At 27.4% G+C, this 234-nt stretch carries 1 protein-coding gene; it reads right to left on the reverse strand.

All coding sequences use genetic code 11. The annotated features are described in order from the left end of the window. On the reverse strand, positions 1–234 hold a 234-nt coding region (locus tag ACY2RW_RS16425), incomplete at both ends, for an amino acid kinase family protein (RefSeq protein WP_490123795.1).

A 234-nucleotide genomic window follows, 5' to 3' on the forward strand; every position in this document is an offset into this window, starting at 1 on the left:
TTTAGTAAATTTCCTTGTGTATTCATATCAAATACAATAATTGGTAAATTATTTTCTTCGCTTAATGTAAAGGCTGTCATATCCATTACTTTTAAGCCTTTTTCAATAACTTGTTTAAAGGTAATTTTTTCAAATTTTACAGCTTCTTTATTTTTTTCAGGGTCAGAAGAGTAAATACCATCTACTCTTGTTCCTTCTAAAATAGCATCTACGTTTACTTCCATAGCTCTTAAA

Source organism: Polaribacter sp. 2305UL8-11 (assembly GCF_058147165.1).